Source organism: Streptomyces sp. LX-29, assembly GCF_029541745.1.
In the GTDB taxonomy this organism is placed as follows: Bacteria; Actinomycetota; Actinomycetes; order Streptomycetales; family Streptomycetaceae; genus Streptomyces.
The window spans coordinates 5,382,325-5,399,929 of record NZ_CP089746.1; the positions used below are offsets into that span (position 1 = coordinate 5,382,325).

Sequence of the window (17,605 nt, forward strand, 5' to 3'; positions counted from 1 at the left end):
CTGGGTGTCCGCGCCGGCGCTGCCTGGCGTGACTTCAGGAAACGGCGAAAGAGTGGGTCGCCGGTAGCCAACTGGGGTTAACCTCAGATGGGTTAACCCCCTCTCACCTGCGGCTATTTGATTGCCCGCCAGGCGGACTCCCCGGAGGCGATGCACGTGAGCAAAGGTTTGCGGTCTGCACGTACGGCGCGCGGGTGGTCGCAGGACCGGCTGATCTTCGAGATGGAGCGGTACGCGCAGAAGCGCCTGATGGACATCGCGTCCAGTGCGAGCCTCAAGACCTATGTCTCGGAATGGGAGAACGGGAAGCGGCCCATCGGCGAGCGGTATGCCGCGATCCTCCGCCCGCTTCTTGGCGTCACAGATGTCGAACTGCGTGGTGAGCCGGAGAAGTCGATGCCGCAACAGGCGGACGGCTACGACGACCTGTTGAGCCGCATCGATGCCGCCCAAAGTGTCAGCGACTCGATGGTGCAGACGTTCCTTGATCAGACGGAGCTACTGCGCACGATGGACAGGCAGATGGGTGCTGCGAGCCTTGTCGACCAGATGACCGGGCATCTGGCGTCGATGGAGGATGCGCTGACGTTCGCCGTTCTCCCCGGGGCGCGCCGGCCGATTGCTACGGCCCTGGCAGGAGCGTCCACGCTCGCCGCGTGGCAGGCGCTTGATGCCGGCTTCGTGGAGCGGGCGTGGCGACACTACGAACTCGCGAAGCGGGCGGCCCAGGAGGCAGACGCGCCGCTGTACCTCGCACACGCGATGGGGGAGCAGGCGTACGTGCTCCGCGATGCCGGGCGCCCGGAGATGGCTGTGGAGCTGGTCCGCGATGCGCAGCGCACGCACGCAGAGCGGCATTCACCCCGGCTCAAGGCATGGCTGAGCGCTGCCGAGGCGGAACTGTGCGCCGCGGCGGGCTGGAGCGACGACGCGTGGCGTGCCCTGGAGCGGGCCGCCGGCGTGCTGCCTGGCGGCGATGAGACGCGAGACGCCGACATGCTGAGCATCTTCCTCAACGAGGGGCATCTGACCCGCTGGCGCGGCAACGTGCTGGCGATGCTCGGCGACGGCGCGGCGATGGACGAGCTGTACTCGGCCCTGCGCACTGCTGACAGCTCGTTCGTGCGGGCGCGATCCGGTCTCCACAGCGACCTTGCCGAGGCGCACCTTGCCCGCGGCGAGCTGGACGATGCGCGCACACACCTCCAGCAGGCTCGACTGCTGGCGAACCGCACGGGGTCCGTGCGGTATCGCCGTCGGGTTGAGTTGCTTACCGGGAGGTTGTAGGGCGCGACGCGAGGAGGTGTAGCAGGGCAACGAGCGTTCCCGACCCCATCAGCTTGCCTTCCCCCATGAGAGCGGGAATCTCGGCCAGGGGGATCCAGGCAACGTGACCCGCTTCCTCGGCGTCACTCGGTTCCCCGACCTTCGTGGCTCCGTGGGCCACGAAGATCTCATGGGGTGAGTCGACCATGCCGATCATGGGCTGATAGGTGACGACGTGCTCCACCTTGGCCGGCCGCCAGCCGGTCTCCTCTTCCGTCTCGCGCGCGGCAGTCAGCGCTGCGTCTTCTCCGGCGTCCACGATCCCGCCGGGGAGCTCCCAGCCCCACCGCTGCGGGACGAACCGGTAGCGCCACAGCATGAGGACTCGGTCTTGGTCGTCCACCACGGCAGTGATGGCCACGTGATGCAGTCGGACTACGTGGTGCTCGAAGCGCTCGACTCCCGGCGGTTCCACGTCCACAAGATCGAGGTTGACCCAGCGGTTCTCGTAGAGGCGTCGGCTGCCATGGATCTGCCAGGGCTCCAGATCGTCCGGCGCTGGGACGCTCACCGCGCCGGCGACGCGGTACCGGCTGCGGTCGTGCGCCGTGATGAGGCGCTCGTTCGTGAGACGTGCAAGTACCTGCCGAAGCGCCGTGCGGCCGATCTCAAGCTCGGCGCTCAGCGCGCGCTCGGACGGCAGCTTGTCGCCGGGCGCGTAGTGGCCCGACTCGATCCTGGACCGGATCGTCTCGTAGACCCTCTGCGTCTTGGGTCCCATCCTCGGCGCACACTCCCGGATCGTCGGCTGGTGCTGGCCAGCGTATCGAGGGAGTAGAGCGGATGACTCAGCCATTCGAATCTCTCATCCTTGCCCCCGCCCACACCCTGGGGTGCGGGCGGGGCGCACGTATCAGGGATCTTCCTCTGGGGTGCCTGAGCTGCGGGGCCCTCATTCCCGACGGGGCCGTCTCTGGGCCGTGACAGGGCCGCCACTGGTCACCAATGACCACCGAAGATCACCTGATCGGCCCGGAGGAACCCCGGCTGCGGCCCAGGTGACGGCCTTCCCCCCTACTCGTTTCCATCTGAGGGTGGACGTCAGGCAAGATGGGGTGTATCTGCCCGCACACGGCGGAGCCCACGCGGCGGAGCCGCATTTCGACACCTATAGATTGCCGGACGGTTTCTCTTGGCTGAGTACATCTACACCATGCGCAAGACGCGCAAGGCGCACGGTGACAAGGTGATCCTCGACGACGTGACGTTGAGCTTCCTGCCCGGCGCCAAGATCGGTGTCGTGGGCCCCAACGGCGCCGGTAAGTCCACGGTCCTCAAGATCATGGCCGGCATCGAGCAGCCGTCCAACGGCGACGCGTTCCTGTCGCCCGGCTACAGCGTCGGCATCCTGCTCCAGGAGCCGCCGCTGGACGAGTCGAAGACCGTGCTGGAGAACGTCCAGGATGGTGTCGCCGAGGTCAAGGGCAAGCTCGACCGGTTCAACGAGATCGCCGAGCTGATGGCGACCGACTACTCGGACGCGCTGCTGGAGGAGATGGGCAAGCTCCAGGAGGACCTCGACCACTCCAACGCCTGGGACCTGGACGCCCAGCTGGAGCAGGCCATGGACGCCCTGGGCTGCCCGCCCGGCGACTGGCCGGTCACCAACCTCTCCGGTGGTGAGAAGCGTCGGGTCGCGCTCTGCAAGCTGCTGCTGGAGGCCCCCGACCTGCTGCTGCTCGACGAGCCCACCAACCACCTCGACGCCGAGTCGGTGCAGTGGCTGGAGCAGCACCTCGCCAAGTACGCGGGCACCGTCGTCGCCATCACCCACGACCGGTACTTCCTGGACAACGTCGCGGGCTGGATCCTGGAGCTCGACCGCGGCCGCGCCATCGGCTACGAGGGCAACTACTCCACCTACCTGGAGACCAAGCAGGCCCGCCTGAAGGTCGAGGGGCAGAAGGACGCCAAGCGCGCCAAGCGGCTCAAGGAAGAGCTGGAGTGGGTGCGCTCCAACGCCAAGGGGCGGCAGGCCAAGTCGAAGGCGCGTCTGGCCCGTTACGAGGAGATGGCCGCCGAGGCCGAGAAGACCCGGAAGCTGGACTTCGAGGAGATCCAGATCCCGCCGGGCCCGCGTCTGGGCAACGTCGTGGTCGAGGTGAACAACCTCTCCAAGGCGTTCGGCGAGAAGGTCCTCATCGACGACCTGTCCTTCACCCTGCCGCGCAACGGCATCGTCGGCGTCATCGGCCCGAACGGCGCCGGCAAGACCACCCTGTTCAAGATGCTGCAGGGCCTGGAGAAGCCGGACTCCGGCGACATCAAGGTCGGCGAGACCGTCAAGATCTCCTACGTCGACCAGAGCCGCGCCAACATCGACGCCAAGAAGACGCTGTGGGAGGTCGTCTCCGACGGCCTGGACTACATCAACGTCGGCCAGGTCGAGATGCCCTCGCGCGCCTACGTCTCCGCGTTCGGCTTCAAGGGCCCGGACCAGCAGAAGCCGGCCGGCGTGCTCTCCGGTGGCGAGCGCAACCGCCTCAACCTCGCGCTCACCCTCAAGCAGGGCGGCAACCTGCTGCTCCTCGACGAGCCGACCAACGACCTCGACGTCGAGACGCTCTCCTCGCTGGAGAACGCGCTGCTGGAGTTCCCGGGCTGCGCCGTGGTCGTCTCCCACGACCGCTGGTTCCTGGACCGCGTGGCCACCCACATCCTCGCCTATGAGGGCGAGTCCAAGTGGTTCTGGTTCGAGGGCAACTTCGAGTCCTACGAGAAGAACAAGATCGAGCGGCTCGGCCCGGACGCGGCGCGTCCGCACCGTGCCACCTACAAGAAGCTCACCCGGGGCTGAGCGTGGCCCGACACCTCTACTCCTGCCCGCTGCGCTGGTCGGACATGGATGCGTTCGGCCATGTCAACAACGCGGTGTTCATCCGCTACCTGGAGGAGGCGCGCGTCGACTTCATCTGGCGGCTGGCGCCGAACGACGGCAGCGGCGCCTTCACCGGCGGCATCGTGGTGGCCCGGCACGAGATCGACTACCTGAAGCCGTTGGTCCACCGGCACACGCCGGTGACCATCGAGCTGTGGGTGACGAAGATCAGGGCCGCCCAGCTGGCCGTCGCCTACGAGATCAAGGACGAGGAGGCCGTCTACGCGCGCGCCACCACGCTCCTGGTCCCGTATGACCTGGAGGCGGGCCGGCCCCGCCGGCTCATGGAGCAGGAGCGGCTCTTCCTGGAGCGCTACCTGGAGGAGGAGCCCGGGCGGGGCACAAGCGCCCGGGACCGCCGGAACGGGCAGGCGCCGGCCGCGCGGGACGGCCGGGACGCCCAGTCCGGGAAGCCGGAGGAGGCCGTCGTCGCATGACGACGCGGCAGCTGCACTTCGCCGACGACAGGGAGGCGGCGGACCTCGCCGCCTTCCTGTCCCGGCTGCTCCACTACGACCGGGCCGCCGCGGTGCGGCTGCAGGCCGGCGGCGGCGTGCTCGCCGTCTTCGGCCGGCCGCCGTCCTTCGAGGTGCTCGCCATCCGCACGGCGCGGCTGGCCCAGCCCGCCACGGAGCAGCTGGACACCACCGTCTCCGCCGGGCAGTTCGCGGACGCCCTGGACGCCGCCCGCCCGTCGGGCGCGCCCGAGGGACCCGGGCCGCGCGGGCTGACCGTCGCCGTGCCGGACCCGGTCACGGGGCCGCCGTGGGCCGGGGTGCTCCCACCACGCGGTGGCTGGCAGCGGATGCCCGGCCTGCCGGGCACGGAGGCGATGCGCGGGGCGGTGGCCGCCGCCATCGCCGAGTTCCGTGCCCGCGACGAGGCGCTTCCCGAGGAGCGGCGCACGCGCGCGGAGCGCGACCGCATCGGCCGCCAGATCTGGTCCCGCACCCTCGGGGACACCGAACTGCCGCTGCGTGCCGTGCACGCGGCGCAGTCACTGGGCTTTCTGCGTCCGGGCCGCACCCCCCAGCGGCCGGCCGCCTCCGCGGCCACGGCCCTCGGCGACGCCGCTTCCGCGACGCGCGGCGCGGGGTCGACCGCCGTCGCCGACGAGCCGCTCGCCCTGCTGACCGCGGGCAGCTGGCTGCGGCTGCGCACCCCGTACGGTTCGATCGCGGTGCGCCGGGCCGGGCTGTCGGCCCTGCCGTTGTCCCCGGTCTGACGCCGGACGGAAGCCGGGCCGAGCCGGCCCCGCTGACCGACAGCGGGGTGTGACGGGCTCACCGCGACGGGCTTGCCGGCATCGACCGGTCAGGCGGCTCCCCGATGGGTGTCAGTCCGGGGTGTTGAGCATCGAGGCCGCGGCGTAGGTGAGGTAGTTCCACAGCTGCGTCTCGTGCTCGGGGGAGAGGTCGAGCTCGTCGACGGCCTCGCGCATGTGGCGCAGCCAGGCGTCGTGGGCGGCGCGGTCGACGGTGAAGGGGGCGTGGCGCATCCGCAGCCGCGGGTGTCCGCGGTTGTCACTGTAGGTGCGCGGCCCGCCCCAGTACTGCATCAGGAAGAGTGCGAGCCGCTCCTCGGCGGGCCCCAGGTCCTCCTCCGGGTACATCGGCCGCAGCAGCGGATCCTCCGCGACACCCTGGTAGAAGCGGTGCACCAAGCGCCGGAAGGTCTGCTCGCCGCCGACCTGCTCGTAGAAGGTCTGCTCCTGAAGCGTGCCGCGCGGGATCTCTTTCACCCTTCAATGCTCTCAGATGACCGGAGGAGGTCTGTAGACGTAGGTCACACGATGACCGCTTCCCGCCCCCACGCCCGGCGGGACGGTGCCGGCGCCTCGCGCGGTGGACGGCGCCCCGCGTGGTCGAGGGCATCTCGCGCGGTCGACGGCACCTCGCGCGTGTGACGCACCTCGCGCGGTTGACCTGCCCGCGCCGGGCGGCACCCCGTGCGGTTGACCGGCTCGCGCCCGGCGGCACCCCGCTGCGGACGCCGGCCTGCTGCCGATGCCCGCTCGCTGTCGACGTCGGTCCGCGCGGCGCGGGCGGCGGCCGGGAGGCGGCCGTCGCCCGCGCCCTGGTGTCGAGGGGCGGACCCGTACGGAACCGGGTCGACTCAGCCTCGGCGCACGGTGATCGTCGTCCAGGCGCCGACGTGCACCCGGTCGCCGTCCTGGAGCGGAACGGGGACGTACGGCTGAATCGGGTCCTCGGCGCCGTTGATGGTCGTGCCGTTGGTGGAGTTCTGGTCCACGACCGCCCAACTGCCGTCCGGCTGCTGGACGAAGACCGCGTGCTGGTGCGAGACGCCCGGGTCCTCCGGCGGGCGGGCCAGGTCGATGTCGGGCGACTCGCCGGTGCTGTGCCGGCGGCGGCCGATAGTGACCTGGTTGCCGGTGAGCTGGATGTGCTGGTCCGGGCTGTAGGCGGGAAGGTTCAACCCGGCGGCCTCGGGACCGCTGCGGTGCATCATCGCCATGAAGTACTCGCGGTCCGGGGCCACCACGGCGACCCAGCCCGCCGGGGCCGGTGGCGCGGCGGGCTGGAACGGGGCGGCCGGCTGGGGCGGCTGCGGCTGCGCCGGCGGCTGCGGGGAGCCGGCACCCGGGAAGTCGTCACCCCCGAAGACCGGCGCGGCCGGCATCGGCGCCGGCGGAGCGGGGGCCGGGGCCTGCGGCGGCTGGTACGGCGAGGGCACCGGACCGGGGGCCGGTGCGGGCGCCGGCGCGGGCGGCACCGGAGGAGCGGGTGCGGCGGCTCCCACCGGGCCGCCGCCCGGAGGCGGCAGTGGCCAGTCGTCCTCCACGCCGTACGCGCCGCCGGTGGACTGCGGTCCGGTCAGCGGCTCCGCCGGGCGGTTGACCTGGGACGGATGCGAGCCCGGGTAGTCACCGCCGCCGTGCGTCGCCTGCGCCGGGACGTGCGGGTGCGGCGGCTGGCCGGGCGACGGCCGCGGCGGGGCCGGCGGCTGCGGCGCCGGGGGGAAACCGCCCTGCGCGGGCGGCGCCGGCGGCGCGATGTACGGGCTGGCGGACTGCGTCAGGAAGTTGTAGCGGCACTCCTCGCAGAACGGCGCCTGCGCCTCGCGCGGCGTGCGGCACTGCGGGCACAGCTCCGCCTGGACGGTGGCGTCGGACTGCTGCGGGCCGGGGTAGCCGTAGCCGCCCGCCGGCGCGGGGGGCTGGGAACCCGGGTAGCCGTAGCCGCCGGGCGCGGCGGGCGCGGCGGGCGCGCCGAGCTGACCGTGAGCGCCCGGAACGCCCGGAACACCCGGAACGCCTGGAGCACCCGGAACGCCGGGGGTACCCGGCATGCCGGGCATACCGGGAAAGCCGGAGACATCCGGTGCACCGGGGTCACCAGGCGCGGGGCCACCAGGCGCACCGGGGCCGCCGTGCGGCCCGGGCGCACCGCCCGGAGCCACCGGGGCGAGGGGCGCGCCCGGCATGGGGAGCGGTGGCGGCGGTGGTGGCGGGACGCTGCCCGCGGGCATGGGCGTCCCCGACATGCGGTGGCCGCACACCTCGCACCAGTCGTCGGCTGTCGACTGGTGGCCGTTCGGGCAGGTCGCCATGTCGGAGTTCCCCCTCGTGTGCCGTTTTTTGGCGTTGCTCGTGGACGGTGCTACTTCTTGACGCGAACTGTCCTGGTGGAGCGCGTGTCGAGTGTCATCTCGGCGGCGTCCGCGACCTTCGCTTTCAGTCGCACAGTACCCGTCGCCGCGTCGACGACGTCTACCACCTTCGAAAGCAGTTTCGCGGTGTCCTCGTTGCCCAGTGCGCTCGCGAGCTGGACCGCGCGGCCCAGTCTCGCCGTCGCGCCGTCCCGGTCGCCGGCCTTGCGGGCGTCCAGCCCCTGCTGGATCGCCTGGGCCAGCTCGGCCTGCCCCGTGTAGTGCGCGACCTGCTGGTTGATGCGGGTGGAGGCCGCCATGTCGTCCGTCCAGACGACCCGTACCAGCTGCTGGGCGAGAGGGGTCGGGGCGCCGCCGTCCGGCGCCGGCAGCACCAGCGAGACCCGGGCCGCGAGCATCTCCCGGCCCACGTCGGCCGCCGGCACCCGTACGCACACGTGGTAGTCGCGGGACTCGTCGCCCCACGACCCGGTCGGGTAGTCGCCGGCCCGCGCGTTCGCCTCCGCGCGGCGGTCGGTCAGGTCCTCGATGGTGGGGGCGACCTGCTTGACGAAGACCACCTCGGCGCCCTGCGGGGTCCACAGCCGCAGCGCCACGTCCGCGACCTGCTTGCCCATTGCGGTCTCCATCATCCGCGTGAAGTCCGCGGCCAGCCCGGAGGGGTCGGCCACGATGTCGGCGCTGCCGAGCAGCGCCGAGGCGATGCCGGTGACCTCCTTGACGTCCCAGTCGGTGCCGACGCCACGCGCGTCACAGGTGAAGCGGCCCGCGCAGGCGTCGAGCGCCGCGCGTAACTCCTCCGGCGTCTCGTGTTCGTTGCGCCCGTCGGTGAGCAGGACGCCGTGTCGTATCGGCGCGTCGCCGGTCGCCAGCACCCGGTCGGCCAGCCGCAGCCAGGTGCCGATCGCGGTGCCCCCGCCCGCGCTCAGCCGGCGCAGCGCCTCCTTGGCCCGCGCCCGGGTCGTCGGGCCGGCCACCGCCAGCCGGCCGTCGCCCGGATAGACGTCCTCCGCCTTGTGTGTGCCGGCGATCACGGTGAAGGAGACGCCGTCGCGCAGGGTGTCGATCGCGGCGGCCGTGGCGTCCCGCGCGTTGCGCATCTTGGTGGGCGGGTAGTCCATGGAGCCGGAACAGTCGATCATGATGGCCACGGCCGCGTCGGGCGTGTGTTCACCGTCGGTGGGGATCGGCAGGCCGCCCGTGGTGCCGCCGCCGGTGGCGGTCACCGTCACGATCGCGTTGACGTCCCGACCGCCCTCGGGCAGGTACTCGTTCTGGTAGACGTCGACGGTGAACTGCGGAACGTTCGATTTCGCGAAGTTGGTCATCTGATCCGCTCCTCGGCCCCGGTGCCCCGGCGCCCCGCATATGGACAAAGCGATATATGGGCGTGCGGAGTCGAGGTCCCCCGCGTGTGCCCGCGTCTTCGACGCGGGCACCACCCCCCTCAGGCCGTCAGGCCGATCCTGCCCTCCCGACCGCTACGGGGAACGGGACCACCGCCACTGTTACGTTGTCGTGGCCCCCGCCCTCCAACGCGTACGTCACCAGCCGGCGCGCGCTCTCCATCGGCCGGGTCCGGGCGTCGGCCGGCACCACCCGGGCCATCTCCCGCGCGGATTCGGCGTAGTTCCACAGCCCGTCGGTGCACACCACCACCACGCCCGGCCGGTCCGGCTTGAAGGACGCGGTGTGCGGCTCCAGCTCGTACGCGTCGGCGCCCAGCCAGCCGGTGATGGCGTGCGCCCGCTCGTCCGCGTACGCCTCCTCCTCCGACATCAGCCCCGACGCCACCATCTGGGCGGCCCAGGAGTCGTCCTCGGTGAGCCGCGCGGGCGGCGCGTCGGGGTCGTCGGGCACCCAGTAGGCCCGGCTGTCGCCGACCCAGCCCACGGTCAGGATGGGCCCGGCCGCCACCGCGCTGACGAGGGTGCAGGCCGGCGCGTTCTGTCGGTAGTGGTCCTCGGGCCGGGCCACGGGCTCCCGCGCGAGCGCGTTGACGGCCTCGGCCGCGACGAAGATCGCGTCATGCATGGCCTGCTGCGGTTGCGTGCCGCGCGAGACCGCCGCGATCAGCGACTCGCCGGCGGCCTGTGCCGCCGCGGCCGAGGCGTCGTCGGGCCGGGTCGCGGAGGAGACGCCGTCGCAGACCACGGCGACGACGGCCGGGGTGCCGTCCGGGAGCGCGGTGGTGGACACGGCGAAGGCGTCCTCGTTGCGGTGGTGCCGCAGCCCGCGGTCGCTGGCGGCCGCGACGCCCTCCAGCTCACGCTCCATGTGGTCGCGTTCGCGAGGCTGGGCGTGGCCGCAGTTCTCGCAGTAGCCGTCCCTGTCGATGGTGCCCTCCCGACACGCGGCGCACCGGCGCCGCCCCGTACCGCCCGGCCCGCCGGTGGTCGGCGTGCCCTCCGCCCCGCTCGGGGCCGTGGCCCCGACCCCCGCCGCGGCCCGCGGGTCGGCGGCCGGGCCGTCGACGGTGGCCGCGCCGGCCGGTCGCTCGTCGCCGTGCGGACCGGGGTCGGCGGTCGCACCGTCCCGGCCGCCGCCGCCGTACGGCCCGGCTCCGATCGCGTCGCCGCCGTACGGTCCGCCGGCCGCCGCCCCGGAGGGCGCCGCCGGCGACGGGGGCGCCGTCGACACGGACACCGATGCCACCGGCGGGTTGGGCGGCGGCAGCGGATAGTCGTCGGGCTCCGCGGGGCTGGGCCCAGCCTCGCGGGCGGCGGCGCGCTCCGCGAGGTGGGCTACGCCGTTCAGGGGGAGCGTCGGCGCCGGGGCGCCGTCCGGTCCGGTGGAAGGCGGCGGCACCGAAAGCTCGGCGCCACAGCCGCCACAGAAGTTGTCGCCCGTCTCAAGGGGCTCGTGACAGCCTGGGCAGGCGGCCAGCCGGGGCAGCTGCGGCATATGGGACATCCTCACACCCACGTCCTGGGGCGGAAGCGGTTGGCCCGCTCCACCATGTCGATCCTCTCCTCGCCGCGCTGCGCGAGCCTGGCGAGCGTGCGGTACGAGCGTTCGAGACCGAAGCGCAGCCCACGCTCGTTCAGGCTGCTGCCGAGCAGCGGGTGCGCCGCGGCGTCCCGCGGGGCTCCGTTGCCCCCGGCCAGGATCCAGTCCAGCGCGCCGCCCAGCACCTCCGTGCTCAGGAGCTCGCGGCGCACCGCGTCGAGGCCGAGCTCGCCCAGCCGCTCGACCTGCCCGGACGCGGCCACCAGGTCGTCGAACAACGCGTCCCGCGCGGCGCGCTGCCGCAGCCTGGCCCGGACCGCGGCGACCCGGGCCGCCGTGTAGTGGATCGACGAGGCCGGCACCGACTCCAGGGCGGCCACCGCGCCCCGCCGATCCCCCGAACACAGCCGTACGCGGGCGAGCCCGAAGGCGGCGCTGACGTAGCTCGGGTCGGTCGTCCACACCAGTCCGTAGTACTCGGCCGCGTTGTCCAGCTGGCCCAGCACCTCGGCGCAGACCCCGAGCGCCAGCTTGGTCGCGGGCTCGCCGGGGAACGCGTCGTAGACGGCGTCGAAGGAGAGCGCGGCGGTGGTGTGGTCGCCGGTCGCCAGCGCGTGCAGTCCGCGATACCAGACGATCCGCCAGTCGTCCGGGTGGTCGGCCTCAAGGCCGGAGAGCAGCTCCGCGGCCGTCCGTTCGTCGCCCAGCTCCAGCTCGGCCCGCACCCGTCGCAGCCGCAGCTCGGTGGAGTCGGTGGGCGCGGCCCGCAGCGCGGCGCTCACCTCCGCCGGCGGGGACGAGGCCGGCAGCCCCTCGAGAAGCCCGGCGTTGGGGTCGGCGGGGGAGACCCGCGGGGTGGGCAGGGCCAGCGCGGTGGCGCGCGCGTCCAGCGGGGCGAGGAGCGGCAGCGGATCGTGCACGGCGGCCGCGGTGTCGGCGCCGACCTCGGCGGCGCCGGGGGCGGCGCTCGTGGCCGTGGAGGAGCCCGAGCCGCCGCTACCGGAAGCGGTGGCCTTTGGGCCCGAGCCACCGGCCGTCCCCGTGCCCGTACGACCGGACGTTCCCGCCCTCGCACCACCGGGCGTGGCTGGGGCGGCGCCACCGGACGGTCCAGAGCCGGCGCCGCCGGAGCCGGTGGATCCGGTGTCGAGGGTCGCACCCGCGAGCCCCGTCCCGCCGGGCGGCACCGTGCCGCCGCCCGTCGCCGTCGAACGCCGGCCGGGAAGGGCTCGCAGGCCCCGGCCGCCGGGCGCGCCGACCTGCCGGGTGCCCAGCCGCGAGGCGTCCCCGCTCTGCTCCGTGAACAGCTGGGTGTCCACCACCCGCAGCTCCGACTCGAACAGCGTGGAGAGCGCCGGTCGAGGCTGCCCCGACTGCAGCGCCACGACCTCGCGCAGCACACCCGTCAGCTGGTCGGCCATCTCCTCCGCCGAGGCGAACCGGCGCTCCGGGTCCGGGTCGGTGGCCCGGACCAGCAGCCGGTAGAAGGACTCGTAGCGCCGGAAGACCTCGATGTGCTCGGGGTCGGGGAGGCTGTCCACGAAGACGTTCGTGTAGCCCTGGAAGTCGAAGGTGAGCACGGCGAGCGTCCGCGCCACCGTGTACAGGTCGGAGGCGACGGACGGGCCGGTCTCGGAGAGCTCGGGGGCCTGGTAGCCGACCGTGCCGTACAGCGGACTGGTCTCGTCGCCCTCGCGGCGCACCGCGCCCATGTCGATGAGCTTGAGCTGGTCCTGCTGCTGGATGGCGTTGTCGACCTTGAAATCGCAGTAGAGCAGCTTGCGGCTGTGCAGGTGCCCCAGGGCCTCCAGCGCCTCGATGCCGTACGCGCACGCCTGCTCGACCGGCAGCGGGTCGCGTCTGCCGTCCGGCGTCCGGCGCTCGTTGGCGATCTCCTTCAACGACTTGCCGCCGACGTACTCCATCACGATGTAGCCGTCGAGGCTGCCGGTGCGCTGGTCGAGGTGCTCGACGAAGTTGTAGATGCGCACGATGTTGGAGTGCTCGATCTCGGCCAGGAACCGGCGCTCGTTGACCGCGGCCGCCAGCGCGTCCTCGTCGCCGGTGTCGAGCAGGCCCTTGAGCACCACCCAGCGGTGCGCGACCGCTGTGTCCATCGCCAGGTAGACCCAGCCCAGGCCGCCGTGCGCCAGGCAGCCCGCCACCTCGTACTGCCCGTGCACCAGGTCGCCGGGGTGCAGCTTCGGCACGAAGGAGTAGGGGTGGCCGCACTTGGTGCAGAAGCCCTCGGTGCGGCCCGGCCGCTCCGCGCGGGAGCGACCCACCGGCGCCCCGCAGTCGCCCCGGCTGCAGAACCGCTTCCGCTCCGGCACCTCCGGGCGGTCCAGCACGACCGTGCGCGGGTCCGGGCGCGGCACCTTGGGCACGTTGACCAGCCCCGCACCGAGCCGGCTGCGCACGGAGGTGCCGGCGGAGGGCGCGCTGCGCACCGACACCGACCGCGTCGACGACGGGTCCGACCGCGAGAACGACAGCCGTCCGGAGACCGACCGCCGCGAGGACCGCGAGCTCTGCGAGCGGGTGGAGAACCGCGACGAGGAGTGTGAGCCCGAGCCGGTCGAACCGCTGCCCTGGTGCCCGAACGCGGTGATGCCGGTGGGCGCCGAGACCACCAGCCCCTCGGAGGACACCACCGGCGCGAGCCCACAGGTGTCGCAGTACAGCTCGCCGCCGCCCATGTCCTCGTAGGCGCCGGCGCAGTCGGGCCGCTGGCACGGCTGGTTCGGTGTGCTCATCCCGCTCCCCCGTCCTGCCTCATCGGTCCGCCCCCGCGTCTCGCCTCATCGGTGCTCCCCGGTCCGGTCGGCCGGCTCGGGCCGGTGCTCCGTCCGCGGGGGCGCCAGCGCCTCGGCGGCCGCCTGCTGGTAGCGCAGCACGGCGGCCTCGGCGGCGCGCAGGTCGCACGGCGCGCTCCACAGCATCCGACGGGCCACGTCGAACCGCTCCACCAGCAGCGGGTCCTCGGCCATGCCGTGCCGGGCGACCTTCGCCTTGTACGCGTCCAGCCGTCCGCGCAGCTCCGCGCGGACGGCGAGCGGCGCCGTGACGGCGGTCAGCGACTCGCGGGCGCGCAGCAGTTCGTCCTCGGCCCGCTGCTCCAGGCTCTCCAGCAGCGGCGAGAGCCGGTGCCACTGGGAACGCCTGCGGTACTCGGCCGCCGCCGCGAGCTGCTCCTGGAGCGCGGTCGGCGGCCCGCTGACCACCGGGACCTCCGAGGCGGCGATCTTCGCGAGCACCTCCCCGCGCGCCTGCCGGGCCTCGGCGAGCGTGCGATCCGCCCGGGAGAGCAGATCGCGCAGATGCATCAGCCTCCGCTCCGCGTCCTGCCGCACGCCCAGCACCGCCTCGATCTCGCGCCGCACGTCCTCCAGGGCGCGGGCCGCCCGGTCGTAGCGCCCGGTGTCGGGACGGCCGCCACCGGGCGCGGCGGAGCCCGATCCCCTGGTCCAGAAGGCGAGCGGGTCGCGCACCACCTCGGCGCGGAGCGCGGCCAGTTCGGCGGTGATCTCCTCCAGGTCGTCCCCGGCGGGATGCTCGCCGGGGCGCACCCCCACGGAGTGCGCCAGCGAACGGGTGCGCTGGAGCTCGGCCGACAGCATGTCGATGCGCGCGGGCAGGGCGGACCACACGGCGTCGGCGGCGACGATGACGTCCAGCGCCTCCGCGTACCACCGGTTCATCCGGGCCACCAGCTCCTCGACGCCCACCTGCTCGCTGAGCAGGGCGGCCCCGGTCAGGGTGGCGCTGCTGGGCAGCGTGATGCCGCTGCCGCGCAGCAGCTCGGTGAGCTCGGCCAGCTCGCCCGCGGTGGGCCAGCGGCGCCGGCCGCGCACCTCACGGGCGGCGGTCAGGGTGTCCGTATAGGCGTCGAAGTACGTCCACAGGAGCGAGATGGCCTGCTCGGTGATGGACCACCGGTCCTTGGTGCGGCCGGTGAGCTCGGCGCCCTCCAACAGCCTGCGGCCGGCGTGGTCCTGGAGGGCGAGCAGCGAGGACTCGATGGCCTCGTGCTCGGCGCCGAGCCGCGCCAGCGCACGGTCCACCTCCTCACGGCTCATGGCCGGCTCCTGGGGCCTCCCCGTGGAGCTGGGAACGGGTCCCGCGACCCCCATCGATCACCTCTCGGTATGTCGTCCGCCGTCGGTCCCGGCCCGGTGCCGGGCGCCGGCGCTCAGTCCCTGTACTCCGGCCGTGGTGGTGTCGCCCCGTCCTCCCCGAGGTCTTCGGCGAGCCAGGTGCGGTAGGCCCGCTCCCAGGCTCCGCTGTCGCGGTAGTCATCCAGCACGTCGTTGACCCGGCGTACCAGGTCGGTGTCGTTCTTGTTCATCGCCACGCCGTAGTGCTCCACCGTGAAGGGCTTGCCGACCAGGTGGACGGAGGGGTCCTGGGCGGCCTGGCCGGCGGCCAGCGCACTGTCGGTGATCACCGCGTCCACGGTGCCGAGTTGCAGCCGCACCAGGCAGTCGAGCTGGTTGGGGACCGGCGGGACCTTGATCGCACCCAGCGACTCCGCCCCCGTCTTCGGATCGTCCAGCGCCGCCTCGGCGGTGGAGCCCTTGGCCGTGCAGACCCGCTTGCCGCGCAGCGAGTCGTCGTAGCCGGTGATCGACCTGTGCCTGACGGGGGCGAGCACCTGCTGGCCGGCGGTGAAGTAGGCCGTGGAGAAGGCCACTTCCTTGATCCGGTCGCAGTTCACGGTCATGGTGCGCACCACCACGTCCACCTTGCCCTCTTTCAGGGCCGGTATGCGCTGGCTGGTGGGGATGGTGCGGTAGATGACCGCGTCCGGGTCGCCGAAGAGGTCCTTGGCGATGGCCCGCACCAGGTCGATGTCGAAGCCGGTGAGCTCGCCGCTGACCGGGTCCCGGTAGCCCCAGCGGTAGCTGTTCTGGTCGACGCCGGCGATCAGCTTGTTGAGCTTGCGGCCGTTGACCTCGCGGTTCTTGATGCGCTTGATGGCGTCGCCCGCGTCCCGGGAGGGGCGCAGGCTCGCCTCGGGCCTCTCGCAGTCCGCCGCCGAGGTGTCGACCTCCTCCACGGCGCCGTCGGGCAGCCCGGGCGCGGGGTGACCCGCGCGCTCCACGCGGTCGCCGTGCGCCGCGCGCCCGCCCCGCGTCGCGCGCTCTTCGCCGTCCGCGAGCGCGCCGGGCAGCAGGACGGTGGCCAGTACGGCCAGGGCCGCGGCGGACACGGCCAGCGCGGACCGCGTCGACCGGCCGGCTGTCACGCGCCGCGCCGGTCGGCTCCGTCCCGGCTCCGCCGCCCGCGCCGTCTGCGTCGACCGCGACGTCTTCGACCGCATGCCCGTGTCCCCCCTCATCGGTACTCCGACAGCCTGCGTCCGATGCCGAGCACCGCGCCGGCGGCCCCGAGGACGGCCAGCACGGCCGCGCCGACGACAAGGCCGGAGAGGGCGCCGCGCCCGTCGTCGGCGGCGTCGCGGAACTCGCCGTCCTCGTGGGCGAGAGCCTCGGCCAGCGCGGCGTCGATCCGGTCGAAGGACTCGCGGGTGCTGGCGCCCGCGCCGATCACCTGGGCCACCGCGCTGTCGTACTCGCCGTTGTCGTCGGTGGCGCGGGCGGAGCGGTGGCGCTCCTGCCACTGCCGGACCGCGTCCAGCGCGCGGGCCACCGGTTCGCGGCCCGCGCGGTCGTCCGCCAGCTCGCTGGCGCGCGAGAGCAGACTGCCCCGTTCGGCCAGCCCGACGCTGCTCTCCGAGCCGACCAGGGCGCGCATCTGGTCGCGGTAGCCGACCTCGTAGGCGTCCTTGCCCTGGTCCGGGCCCTCTTTGGTGACGACCACCGCGCCGCGGGCCACCAGGGTGAGATTCTCGTCGCCGCGCGCCTGGAGCGCGGTGATCCGGGCCTCGTTGAGCACCCGCAGGGAACGGGCGCCGTGCTCGTCGGAGTCGTCGAGTCGGGCGCTGGCCACGCCGTGGCCGACCGCCAGCCACAGCAGCACCACGGTGGTCGAGGCGGTCGCCGCGAGCAGTCCGTGGTTGAGGACGCGGTTGGTCCGCTGGTACAGGCGGCGCTGGGCCCAGCCGAGGCCGCCGAGGGCGAGGACGCCGGCGCCCAGCGCGGCCCACGGCCACGCCTCGGCGTCCGCGTAGTCCCGGTCGAGGCGGGCGGACTCGGTCTCGTACAGCGCGCGGGCGGCCGGCAGCAGCTCGGTGGTCATCAGCTCGTTGGCGTACCGCAGATAGGCGCCGCCCAGCGGGAGGCCCTGGCGGTTGTTGGCGCGCGCCGCCTCGACGATCCCGGTGTAGACCGGCAGCCGCTCGTTCAGCCGGGCTATCTGGCGCTGGGCGGCGGGGGAGCCGCCGGTGCCGGCCGCCTCGGCGAGCCGCTTGGACGCCGTCGCGATGTCCTCCACATAGCGCCGGCGCACCTTCGACGACTCGTCGCCGCCGGCGAGGAAGCCGCTGGCGGCGGTGGTGTCGGCGTCGGCCAGCGAGCGGTAGATGTCGGCGGCGTCGGCGCTCAGCGGCTGGCTGCGCTCGACCACGGCGTCGGCGGCGGCCGCCCGGTCGGAGACCTGCCAGGCCGTCACCGCGCCGAACCCCAGCACCAGGGCGGCGAGCACGGCTCCGATGACGCGCAGCCGACCGGGCTCGGTGACCGCCGCGGCCCGCAGGCGCTCGACCCCCTCCTGCCACGCGGTCTGCCGCGGCGCGCCGGGCGCCGCGGCAGACGGGGTCGCGGTGGGTGGTGCCGTGCCGGGCGGCGCCGTGGGCGGCACGGCTCTGCCCGTGGTCGGCGACTGTGACACGAGACCCTCCCCCTCGGTCGCTGGCGC

General features: G+C 73.5%; 13 protein-coding genes. 4 read left to right on the forward strand and 9 right to left on the reverse strand.

Annotated elements, in window-relative coordinates:
- The first annotated feature begins 156 nt into the window (after positions 1-156).
- Positions 157-1,287, forward strand: coding sequence for an XRE family transcriptional regulator (locus tag LRS74_RS22670; RefSeq protein WP_277742736.1), 1,131 nt, complete (start codon positions 157-159; stop codon positions 1,285-1,287).
- Here the strand turns inward: LRS74_RS22670 and LRS74_RS22675 are convergent.
- Positions 1,271-2,047 carry a GntR family transcriptional regulator gene (locus tag LRS74_RS22675; protein WP_277744879.1) on the reverse strand — a complete coding sequence of 259 codons (777 nt, stop codon included), beginning with the start codon at positions 2,045-2,047 and terminating at the stop codon, positions 1,271-1,273. The genes LRS74_RS22670 and LRS74_RS22675 overlap by 17 nt on opposite strands.
- A gap of 411 nt (positions 2,048-2,458) precedes the next feature.
- Between LRS74_RS22675 and ettA the strand changes: the two genes are divergently transcribed.
- From ettA to LRS74_RS22690, 3 genes are read left to right on the forward strand one after another with little or no spacing between them, the layout of a single operon-like run.
- Positions 2,459-4,123: an energy-dependent translational throttle protein EttA gene (gene ettA / locus LRS74_RS22680; protein ID WP_277742737.1), complete on the forward strand. Its 1,665-nt coding sequence runs from the start codon at positions 2,459-2,461 to the stop codon at positions 4,121-4,123.
- A gap of 2 nt (positions 4,124-4,125) precedes the next feature.
- Positions 4,126-4,641, forward strand: coding sequence for a thioesterase family protein (locus tag LRS74_RS22685; protein WP_277742738.1), 516 nt, complete (start codon positions 4,126-4,128; stop codon positions 4,639-4,641).
- Positions 4,638-5,429 (forward strand): hypothetical protein, encoded by a 792-nt coding sequence (locus LRS74_RS22690; protein WP_277742739.1) that lies wholly within the window; start codon positions 4,638-4,640, stop codon positions 5,427-5,429. The genes LRS74_RS22685 and LRS74_RS22690 overlap by 4 nt, the downstream gene beginning before the upstream one ends.
- Positions 5,430-5,540: 111 nt before the next feature.
- On the opposite strand, the gene LRS74_RS22695 is transcribed toward LRS74_RS22690, so the two are convergent.
- The 8 genes from LRS74_RS22695 to LRS74_RS22730 form a co-directional block, all read right to left on the reverse strand.
- On the reverse strand, positions 5,541-5,945 hold the full coding sequence (locus LRS74_RS22695) for a globin (protein ID WP_277742740.1): 405 nt from the start codon (positions 5,943-5,945) through the stop codon (positions 5,541-5,543).
- Positions 5,946-6,319: 374 nt separating this feature from the next.
- Positions 6,320-7,777, reverse strand: a complete 1,458-nt coding sequence (locus tag LRS74_RS22700) for an FHA domain-containing protein (protein WP_277742741.1) — start codon at positions 7,775-7,777, stop codon at positions 6,320-6,322.
- Between the two features lie 50 nt (positions 7,778-7,827).
- Positions 7,828-9,165 carry a VWA domain-containing protein gene (locus LRS74_RS22705; RefSeq protein WP_277742742.1) on the reverse strand — a complete coding sequence of 446 codons (1,338 nt, stop codon included), beginning with the start codon at positions 9,163-9,165 and terminating at the stop codon, positions 7,828-7,830.
- A 127-nt stretch (positions 9,166-9,292) separates the two neighbouring features.
- Positions 9,293-10,750, reverse strand: a complete 1,458-nt coding sequence (locus LRS74_RS22710; protein WP_277744880.1) for a PP2C family serine/threonine-protein phosphatase — start codon at positions 10,748-10,750, stop codon at positions 9,293-9,295.
- A 2-nt stretch (positions 10,751-10,752) separates the two neighbouring features.
- Positions 10,753-13,542 (reverse strand): serine/threonine-protein kinase, encoded by a 2,790-nt coding sequence (locus LRS74_RS22715; protein ID WP_277742743.1) that lies wholly within the window; start codon positions 13,540-13,542, stop codon positions 10,753-10,755.
- 45 nt (positions 13,543-13,587) lie between these two features.
- Entirely contained in the window at positions 13,588-14,919 is a 1,332-nt protein-coding gene (locus LRS74_RS22720) for a hypothetical protein (protein WP_277742744.1), read from the reverse strand.
- 59 nt (positions 14,920-14,978) lie between these two features.
- Positions 14,979-16,034 (reverse strand): glutamate ABC transporter substrate-binding protein, encoded by a 1,056-nt coding sequence (locus LRS74_RS22725; RefSeq protein WP_277742745.1) that lies wholly within the window; start codon positions 16,032-16,034, stop codon positions 14,979-14,981.
- An 89-nt stretch (positions 16,035-16,123) separates the two neighbouring features.
- Complete coding sequence (locus LRS74_RS22730; RefSeq protein WP_277744881.1) at positions 16,124-17,548, reverse strand: hypothetical protein; 1,425 nt, start codon at positions 17,546-17,548, stop codon at positions 16,124-16,126.
- Positions 17,549-17,605 lie beyond the last annotated feature (57 nt).

Coding starts and splice junctions, on each gene's coding strand:
- LRS74_RS22700 (WP_277742741.1), bottom strand. CDS start 7,777: ATGGCGACCTGCCCGAACGGCCACCAGTCGACAGCCGACGACTGGTGC.
- LRS74_RS22705 (WP_277742742.1), bottom strand. CDS start 9,165: ATGACCAACTTCGCGAAATCGAACGTTCCGCAGTTCACCGTCGACGTC.
- LRS74_RS22715 (WP_277742743.1), bottom strand. CDS start 13,542: ATGAGCACACCGAACCAGCCGTGCCAGCGGCCCGACTGCGCCGGCGCC.
- LRS74_RS22710 (WP_277744880.1), bottom strand. CDS start 10,750: ATGTCCCATATGCCGCAGCTGCCCCGGCTGGCCGCCTGCCCAGGCTGT.
- LRS74_RS22675 (WP_277744879.1), bottom strand. CDS start 2,047: ATGGGACCCAAGACGCAGAGGGTCTACGAGACGATCCGGTCCAGGATC.
- LRS74_RS22720 (WP_277742744.1), bottom strand. CDS start 14,919: ATGGGGGTCGCGGGACCCGTTCCCAGCTCCACGGGGAGGCCCCAGGAG.
- LRS74_RS22690 (WP_277742739.1), top strand. CDS start 4,638: ATGACGACGCGGCAGCTGCACTTCGCCGACGACAGGGAGGCGGCGGAC.